Below are 8,588 nucleotides of genomic sequence, written 5' to 3'. Positions count from 1 at the left end.
CTCGAAAAGTAGCCTCGATAAGCCGCCGCTGTCACGTGGTCCTTCGCTTAGCTAAAGACGGATGGTATTCCCATTAAGGATCATCATTGTCGTCAACAGTAAAACAAAAGCGATTATGAGCACGACTATTTCTGATGTTCCACGCCAAGAAACACTTGAGGGGATATATCCGTACTGTTTCTTCATAACTTTCACTCAAAATGAAGCCACTTTTAATTATCTCTATGGAGAATACACATTCTTCTTCTGGTCTCAACAGCGGTATATATGTACTTAGGCGAAGAGAACACACTCTTTGTAAATTTCTCTTACAATGTCTTCGTGTTTAGGTGGCTCTCCAGGGAATCCAACAGAGATGGAATTCTCCGAGGTTGTACGAATCGTCATAATGATCGATATATTCCTTGGTACGCTCTCAAATGTACTCTTAGGTCACATTCTCGACAACCACGAGCGGTTTTGACATGGACTGTACCTCAGGTACATCGAACTCGACACTACTGACAGAATTCAGGTAACGATAGCCGACATGAGCGACTCATGCTCTGTATGTAGCACACTTTTTCTGACAGCATCCTGGTAGCCTATTTCGATGCTGCTGCATACAGGGCGCGTATCTTCCACTTGAACTCTTGACGAAAACGGCGATAACTACACCAGCTTAGATACCGTCAGCCCTTCCCCACTTCATTCACTAAACATGATCCCGAGACTCGGTTGCCTACCAAGCCTGAATCTTGGACCGATTTCCGAATTAGCCCAAAATTTAATAGTTTTATATTCATTGACCGTGCAATGCATCGGCGACGGGTTCTAGAACTGGCTACGATTACGGGTTCGCTAATCGCTGGATGTACTGGCAATCCCGACCAGGACACAGCATCTTCGACACCCACGGATACACCACCCCAGAATCCAGACACAATTTATGTTGATTCAATAGATGGTTCCGAGCAGGGAACCGGCACGAATGATGACCCAATTCAGTCCATTCAGATCGCACTCAGCCGGGCAGAACCTGGAACGACCGTTCGAGTTGCACCCGGTGAGTACGTTGAGCAGATAGTTCCCCCACAGGGCGGCACCCCCGGGGCGCCAATCACACTTACCGGCCCTCCCGAGGCGGTACTGAAGAGCGACCCAGTGAAGTACAACGTCGTCCTGATTCGACAGAGCCACATCCACATCACGGGCCTTACGATAGACGGGCTAGAGAACCCGGATGCCCCCGAAGAAGTTGCGTCCTACAGCGAGGCCCAGCTCGTTCAAACCCGACCGCCCGTGGACACCGACGAATATCTCGAGGACATCGTCATCGCGCCACACCGCATCGGCAATACCCAGAAATCGCTCGTCAGTCTCGAACGCACCCGCAATGCTGAGGTTGGCCCGTTTCGAGTCATCGGACCATCCGGGGCCGATTATACGGTTGGAAATGCCTCCGACCACAACGGAGAGTTAGTGTATCTCGGCACGGCTCCAGCCAACCTTGGAACCGATTGGCACCCCTGGGAGGAATTCGATCAAACTAGCCATGTGCACGTCCATCACATAGATGCTAGCGCTGGTCATCCACATGGGGAACTAGTCGATCTGAAGCCCGGTACGAACAACTGCACGGTCGAATACTGTACCTCGACAGGTGGGGGACTGACGACTGACGGGGCGGCCCCGACCGTGGTCGGGCATAATGGACATCATAATGTCGTTCGATGGAACGAGATTGCTGACTGCGCCATACCGATACGGTTCGATGGAGATTATTCGGACTCGATATTCGCGAACGACATCTACGGCAATTATTTCTACGATTTCAGCGATGACGCCGTAGCGTTTGAAGATAAGGACGAAGTCGGTATCGCCCAGCAGCGTCATATTTGTGGGAATAATGTGGAGGGCGATTCTATCGACACGATGACGGCCGATTGTAGCACCGATGTTCCGGAAAGTGACGGTGTCGGACATCTCGGTGGGGACAGTCCCTGGAGGTAGCTTTCTACACAAAACGCCCGATGCATTTCCCAGGACTGTACTGTGAACGTTGAAGGAACATTTGCCCTTGACATCCTCTATAGATAACGCTCTGCTGAAGCTATCCTCTGTATTCAGTCAACGACTGCAGTCGTGAGAGGAAGCCTACCAGAGCGACTCAACCCGCTGTTCGATTGCTACGAATACCGGTAAGGTCCATACTCAGGCGGGGATCAGGTGGCCGTCGTTTTCCGAGAGCTGGCGGGCCAGTTCGTACAGTCGGATATCTCGAATGACACCCTTCCACTCGCTTACCGCGGTCATTCGGTCATGGATCGTCTCGTGGTCAGCGGCTTCGAACACGGAGACGGTATTCGGATCAGCGGTCCCGAACCGGTCCTCGTATTCGGATCGCCGTTCTTCGAGCGTTGCGACGCGGTCGACGATCTCCTCGACAGAGAGATCAGCAGCGATCTGGCTCGCGTCCTGCCATTCGAGATAGCCGTCGTTTCGTTCGTACGTCGCAGGCCGATTCTCTCGGTTGGCGCGAGCGATACCCATCTCCGCCAGCCGGTTGAGATGTTTTTTCGCCGCGGTGGGAGAGCAGTCCGCGAGCGCTGCGATATCAGTGTACGCTGTCGGCGACGTGAGTCCGAGAACAACGTCGTAGACACGCCCGAACGTGTCTGACCCCTCGCGCCACCGAGACCGATCAGTCCCGGATTCCGGAGCCGGATCGAACTCGCTCATACCGTCACGGACGCACTGATCATCAATATCTCTTTGTGTGACGCAGATATATGAGTCAGACGACGTCGAGACGAGCGGCAGTGTCTCTGTTGACTTCCTCCCCGCCCTGAAGGGCGAGGCTTCCGCTTGCTATCCGTCACCGTCTCGCTATTCGTCCGCAGCCGACACCCGCACCACCTGCTTGCCGATGTTGTCGCCCGCAAAGAGCCCGAGGAAGGCGTCAGGGGCGTTCGTTAACCCCTCCACGACCGTCTCGCGGTGTTCGAGCTCGCCGCTGGCGACCCAGTGTGCGAGTCGCTCGCTCGCTTCGCCGAACCGGGTCGCGAAGTCGCCGACGAGCAGTCCCTCCACCCGCGCTCGAACGGAGATCAGTCCCGGGAGCTTTCGCGGGCCCGTCGAGATCTCCTCGTCGTTGTAGTGAGCGATTTGTCCGCAGACCGCGACTCGCGCGTCGAGGTTCAGCTTCGTGAACACGGCGTCGGTGATCGGGCCGCCGACGTTGTCGAAGTACACGTCCACCCCGTCGGGCGCGGCCGAATCGAGCGCGGCGCGGTAGTCGTCGGTCGCCTTGTAGTTGATCGCAGCGTCAAAGCCGAGGTCATCGGTGAGCCACGCCGTCTTCTCGTCGCTGCCGGCGAAGCCGACGACGCGACAGCCGTTGCGCGTGGCGATCTGGCCGACAACCGAGCCGACCGCACCGGCCGCGCCAGAGACGACGACCGTGTCGCCGGGCTTCGGCTCACCGACCTCCAAAAGCCCGAAGTACGCGGTTCGGCCGGGCATGCCGAGGACGCCGAGATACGCCTCCGGGTCGGCGACCGTCGGATCGACCGGCGCGACCTCGTCGGCGTCGAGCGTCGCGTAGTCCGCCCATCGCCCCTCGCCCGTCACGAGGTCGCCCACGTCGTACGCGGCGCTTGCGCTCTCGATCACTTCGCCGACGACACCACCTTTCAGCGCGTCGCCCACGTCCCACGGCTCGGCGTACGATTCGGCGTCGCGCATTCGGCCGCGCATGTACGGATCGACCGAGAGGAATCGGGTGCGAACGAGGAGCTCTCCGGGGGCTGGGGAGGGGACGTCCGTCTCACGCAGTTCGAAACTGTCCATGTCGGGCTCGCCTTCGGGGCGCTCGGCGAGCAGCCACTTGCGGTTGGTGTTCGTCACGTACTGTGTTGGCGACTGCGACTCAATAGCGTTTGGACGCCAGCAGGGAGCGGAGGCGAAATGGACGGGTTACCCGACCGGTTCTCTCGGGAGGTTCGGGATTTCACCGTCCCACTCAAGTCTATCGAGGATATCCACGAGGTCGTCGGTTCGACTGTCGAACACGTTCAGTGGATGCATATCGAGGAACGCAGCTTCCTCACGCTGCACCGTTTCGCCTTCTTGACATCCTCCCCGCGCTAAAGTGCGAGGATTCCTCCGTTGGGGGTTCGGCTACCGACCAACGGAGGCAACTTGCGGGTTTGTGCGCGCTTCTTTGGGACTTTCGTGAGGGTCTGGTTTCCCCGACCAGTTGTGGTCGTCCCACTCGAATCGCACGGGCCGTGCCATCGGCCTGATTTCCGTATCGCTGTGTTCTCGAAGGAACGTCTCTGACGCCGTGAGGTCGGCGTGCCCCTCGAACCCGCATGAACACGTCAGCGTGTCTCCGTGGCGAACCGTCTCCTCGTGGTCGCCACACTCGGGACACATCTGACTCGTCCACGCTTCCGACTCGGCTTCGAGGCTAATACCGTATTCTTCACAGACGCACACGAGACAGTGGATGAACTTCTTGAACGCCCAGAAGTTGTGCGTCTTCTCGTTCACCTTGACCGACCAGTGCGTTTCCAGCACGTCGGTCAAGTCGCCTACGTACACCGTCGCCACGCCCTCGTCGTACAGCCGTTCAACGAGGTCGCGCACCAGCGCGTTCTGTGCGTGGTCACGGCGTTTCGTCCGCTGTTGGTACATCTGCCGAATCCGCTTGGAACTGTAGCGTCCCTCTCGGAGTTTCGACTGTAGACGGGCGATCTCGTCTGTTGTCTCGCGGAACCGTCCGAATAATTCCCGCCCGTCGTAGAGGTACTGGTTCCCAGTGGTCGTGGAACAGGCGACGAGATTGTTCGCGCCAACGTCGAGGGCGGCTTCGTGAGAAGCCAGTGGTGAATCCAGTCGAGAATCAGGGACGGTGACTGGTTGGAAAGCCCTGAACGTGTCGCTCACTTCGTCGTACTCAAGTTCCAGACGACCCTGTTCGCCGTCCCACTTCGGATTGCCTCGGACTTCGAGGCGGAATCGTTCGTGGTAGCCGAGCCCGTATTCGTCTTTCAGTTCTTGCCCGATAGGGATCTCGAGACGACTACGCTTTCCCCACTCAATCGTGTACTGGTTACATCGGATGTAGGTGCGGAGTTCGCGTCCGTCCTCCTCGTTGCCCCAGTACGACGGTGGGTTGGCGTACTCGCCGTTCTCTTTGAGGGCGAAGAACGACCGCCACGCTTCGCTGTTCTTGCGCGTGACCTGTTGCACAGTCGCACTTCCGACGACACCGTTGTAGCGCCCTCGGTACTCGGAGGTGTCCCACACGTCGCCGTCACCGAAGTAGTTCTGGCGACGTTCGTAGGTTAGTTCGTTCCACAGGGAGGCGGAGGCGTCGAGTAGCCGTAGGAGGCACTCTTTGTCGTTCTCGGTCTGTGGAACGACCTCGAAGGTGTTGGCGCGCTTCATGCGTCCCCACCCTCTTGTTCAGCGATGTACTGTTCGACAGCACCCTTCGAGGCGCTACCCGCCGTACCGACGTAGTACGAACGAGTCCACTTCACGCGGTCGTCGTACCGCTGGTTGTACTTGCGGGCGGAGATACCCTTAATCCAGTTGACGATGAGTGACGGGGCGTTCTTGGGTGGACTCCCGATGAACAGGTGTACGTGGTCGGGCATGACTTCGGACTCGGCCAATTCGAGGCCCTTGTCCTCACAGATTTCCGCGAAGATGGCTTCGAGACGTTCCTTCGTCTTCCCCGTCAGGTGCGAACGCCGATATTTCGGCACGAATACTATGTGGTAGTAGAGTTCGTATTTCGCATGACGAGTACTCTTCACCATCTACGTATACTATACGGTCTGACGGGTTAAAGACTGCGTTGGAACCCCGTCTATGCCATCGACGGCGGTTGAATACTGTTGGCCGGCTTCATCCCCGCCCTGAAGGGCGAGGCTTTCGCCTCGTATTCCTCGTGAAAATCAGCAACGGGTGTGGATCTCAACACAGCCTAGTCCAAGCTATGGAGAATCGAATGATGGCAACCCACATTCCGCTACGGCAACTCACGGAAGATTATTCGTACTACCACACATTGTATCTACTACTCAGATGCCGGACCCCTCGACACAGACACCTCCCAGACAGCAGACTATAGAGGTGCTTATTCAGAACTTTCCAAACGGAGTTATCGTACTCTTCGACGACGACTTGTGCTATCGTGTCGTCGGCCCCGATGTTCTCCCGTTCTCGAAAAGGGAGGCGACCGAGCTCCTCGGTCAGTCCATTCATGACCTGTTCCCCGAATGCACTGCGACCAGTCTAGAACCTGAACTACGTGCAACGATTCGAGGAGAATCACGCTCGTTCGATGTCAAGTACGACGATCGGGTTCACCATATCGAAACTCACCCCGCAGAAATCGACGGCGACGCGTACGGTGTCCTCGCCACACAGAATGTGACGCAGGAGCGTGAAACTGCAGCCGCGTTAGAACGACAGAACGAGCGCCTCGATCAGTTTACGAGCATGATTTCACACGATATGCAGACTCCTCTCTCGATCGCTACCGGCCACTTAGAGCTGTATCAAGAAACCGGCGATCCAGCCCATCTGACGAAGGTTGAAGAGACACTCACCCGCCTTGACGACCTCACACAGGATCTGCTGACGCTCGCCCAGTCGAACGACGTGCCGAGCCTTTCAGAGACAGGTGCTCTCAACGCAGTCGCACGAGATGCATGGGAGATGATCGATACTCGTGACGCGACCCTGGATGTCTCGGATCTCCTGATACGGGCAGATTTCGGACAGCTACAGGCGCTCTTCGAGAATCTGTTCCGGAACGCAATCGGTCACGGAGGCGATGAGGTCACAATTCGAATCGGCCCCATCAAGGGCGGCTTCTACGTCGAAGACACAGGAACCGGTATTCCCGAGGACAAACGCGAGGATGTCTTCGAACACGGGTTTTCGACCGGATACGGCGGGAACGGAGTTGGGCTCACTATTGTCGGCCGTATTGCCAAACGCCACGGTTGGGCAATTGAACTGACCGAAGAACGATCCGGTGGCGCACGCTTCGAGTTTACCGGCGTCGAGATTGCTGACTGATCGTTACGCGGGTATCACCGGGGCATCCACCGGTGCAAGCACGACACCGAACCCACGAAGCGTGCCTGCCGACGTGTAACTGGCGACGACAGTCGTTGTGGCTGTGAACGTACTCCCGTCCTCTCGCATCCATTCCAGATCGGCTGTGACTTCCCCATCAGTCCGAACAGAGTCGATGAGTTCCTCTGGACGCTGCCCACCGGTCGTGTCTGGTGCGAGGAATACCCCGAGATACGTACCGAGACTGTCTTCGACGGAATAGCCCAGTGTGTCTGCTGCTCGGTCGTTCCACCGAGTTACGTACCCTTCGTGGTCGAGTGTGTAGAACGTGCTCGCAGTTTCTTCCTCCCAGAGGTGGTAGAACTCTCCGTGTTGTTTCGACGCTGCTCGCCGCTCGCTAGTAATGTCATAGGCCGTGCACACGATACTGCCACTTTCTGTCGTCGCCAACCGATGATCCGTGATACGTCGGTCTCCGTGTTTCGTGAGACGGACGGTTTCACCGTTCCAGTACCCCGTTTCGGCGACCTCCGGGAGGATACGGTGTTCGAGCCGTTCCGCTTCTCCGTTGTGATAGAGAATTTTCCACGACTGACCAACGAGTTCTGACCGGTCATACCCGAAGAGCCTAGCGAACGCAGGGTTCACGTATGAGAACGTCCCGTCAGGTTCGACGAGACTGATCCCTTCAGTTGCAGTCTCGATAACGCGAAGCCCGTGATCCTTCTTGTACTCAGTGATATCTTGGACATAGCCGACAATCCTAATGACGGAACCGTCGTCACCGAAAATGGGTTTACTCTGTCCCCGTACCCACCGAATCCCTTGCTCCGGATGCATCACACGGTACTCGATCTCGTCAGGTGTTCCATTCGACAGCTTCTCCATCGACTCTCTCGCTATGTTGCGATCGTTCTCATGGATGTGTTCGAGAAATACCGTAGGTGACTCGTCAAGTGCTTCGATCGGGATTCCCCAGATATCCTCGAATGCGGAGTTGATAAAGAGTAGTTCGCTCCAATCTCCAGTGAAACTGTACAGAATGTTTTCCGAGTTTTCTGCGAGTTCTGCAAATCGCTGTTCTGTCTCTCGGATCGATTCCTGTGCGTTGTAGCTGGCGACAGCGTTTTTGATTCGGTTAGCAAGAATAGCGTACTGACCGGATCCCGTTTCCTTCTGGAGGTAGTCAGTTACCCCAGCGGAGATTGCATCACTCGCCACATCTTCGCTCCCCTTTCCTGTGTACAGAATGAACGGGAGTCGAGGATGTGTTTCACGGAGTGTAGTGAGAAATTCAAGTCCAGATTGACCAGGCATATCGTAGTCTGAGACGATACAGTGGAACTCACCTGCTGAAAACATCGCTTGAGCTTCACTCACGCTTGTCGCTAATTCGACGACAAAACGGTCGTCTTCCCGATGAAGAAAAATCGAGGTGAGTTCCGCTAGATCAGGCTCATCATCGACGTGAAGAACGTGTATTTTGGGCGGAAGGGAGATCATTG

At 56.4% G+C, this 8,588-nt stretch carries 7 protein-coding genes; 2 read left to right on the top strand and 5 right to left on the bottom strand.

Annotated features, from left to right (window positions below):
- The first annotated feature begins 795 nt into the window (after positions 1-795).
- Positions 796-1,992, top strand: a complete 1,197-nt coding sequence (locus ACFQEY_RS14810) for a right-handed parallel beta-helix repeat-containing protein (protein WP_379769991.1) — start codon at positions 796-798, stop codon at positions 1,990-1,992.
- A gap of 201 nt (positions 1,993-2,193) precedes the next feature.
- Here the strand turns inward: ACFQEY_RS14810 and ACFQEY_RS14805 are convergent, their stop codons facing one another.
- The 4 genes from ACFQEY_RS14805 to tnpA all read right to left on the bottom strand — a co-directional run bounded on the left by ACFQEY_RS14805 (position 2,194) and on the right by tnpA (position 5,813).
- Positions 2,194-2,721 carry a DUF7342 family protein gene (locus tag ACFQEY_RS14805; RefSeq protein ID WP_379769989.1) on the bottom strand — a complete coding sequence of 176 codons (528 nt, stop codon included), beginning with the start codon at positions 2,719-2,721 and terminating at the stop codon, positions 2,194-2,196.
- 147 nt (positions 2,722-2,868) lie between these two features.
- Positions 2,869-3,888 carry an NADP-dependent oxidoreductase gene (locus ACFQEY_RS14800; protein ID WP_379769986.1) on the bottom strand — a complete coding sequence of 340 codons (1,020 nt, stop codon included), beginning with the start codon at positions 3,886-3,888 and terminating at the stop codon, positions 2,869-2,871.
- 273 nt (positions 3,889-4,161) lie between these two features.
- Positions 4,162-5,436 carry an RNA-guided endonuclease InsQ/TnpB family protein gene (locus ACFQEY_RS14795; RefSeq protein ID WP_379769984.1) on the bottom strand — a complete coding sequence of 425 codons (1,275 nt, stop codon included), beginning with the start codon at positions 5,434-5,436 and terminating at the stop codon, positions 4,162-4,164.
- A complete protein-coding gene (tnpA, locus tag ACFQEY_RS14790) occupies positions 5,433-5,813 on the bottom strand; it encodes an IS200/IS605 family transposase (RefSeq protein ID WP_379769982.1) in 381 nt (126 codons plus the stop codon). The genes ACFQEY_RS14795 and tnpA overlap by 4 nt, the downstream gene beginning before the upstream one ends.
- A 268-nt stretch (positions 5,814-6,081) precedes the next feature.
- On the opposite strand from tnpA, the gene ACFQEY_RS14785 reads away from it, so the two are divergent.
- Complete coding sequence (locus ACFQEY_RS14785) at positions 6,082-7,083, top strand: sensor histidine kinase (protein WP_379769980.1); 1,002 nt, start codon at positions 6,082-6,084, stop codon at positions 7,081-7,083.
- 3 nt (positions 7,084-7,086) lie between these two features.
- On the opposite strand, the gene ACFQEY_RS14780 is transcribed toward ACFQEY_RS14785, so the two are convergent.
- Positions 7,087-8,586 (bottom strand): PAS domain S-box protein, encoded by a 1,500-nt coding sequence (locus ACFQEY_RS14780; RefSeq protein ID WP_379769977.1) that lies wholly within the window; start codon positions 8,584-8,586, stop codon positions 7,087-7,089.
- Positions 8,587-8,588: the final 2 nt, after the last annotated feature.

It is taken from the genome of Halorubrum trueperi (assembly GCF_042662525.1).
Classification (GTDB): Archaea; Halobacteriota; Halobacteria; order Halobacteriales; family Haloferacaceae; genus Halorubrum; species Halorubrum trueperi.
This window is presented reverse-complemented; position numbering and strand designations above follow the sequence as displayed.

What these genes read in the sequence shown, in the direction of transcription:
- ACFQEY_RS14810 (WP_379769991.1), top strand. Translation starts at nt 796, where the DNA reads ATGCATCGGCGACGGGTTCTAGAACTGGCTACGATTACGGGTTCGCTA.
- ACFQEY_RS14805 (WP_379769989.1), bottom strand. Translation starts at nt 2,721, where the DNA reads ATGAGCGAGTTCGATCCGGCTCCGGAATCCGGGACTGATCGGTCTCGG.
- ACFQEY_RS14795 (WP_379769984.1), bottom strand. Translation starts at nt 5,436, where the DNA reads ATGAAGCGCGCCAACACCTTCGAGGTCGTTCCACAGACCGAGAACGAC.
- tnpA (WP_379769982.1), bottom strand. Translation starts at nt 5,813, where the DNA reads ATGGTGAAGAGTACTCGTCATGCGAAATACGAACTCTACTACCACATA.
- ACFQEY_RS14785 (WP_379769980.1), top strand. Translation starts at nt 6,082, where the DNA reads ATGCCGGACCCCTCGACACAGACACCTCCCAGACAGCAGACTATAGAG.
- ACFQEY_RS14780 (WP_379769977.1), bottom strand. Translation starts at nt 8,586, where the DNA reads ATGATCTCCCTTCCGCCCAAAATACACGTTCTTCACGTCGATGATGAG.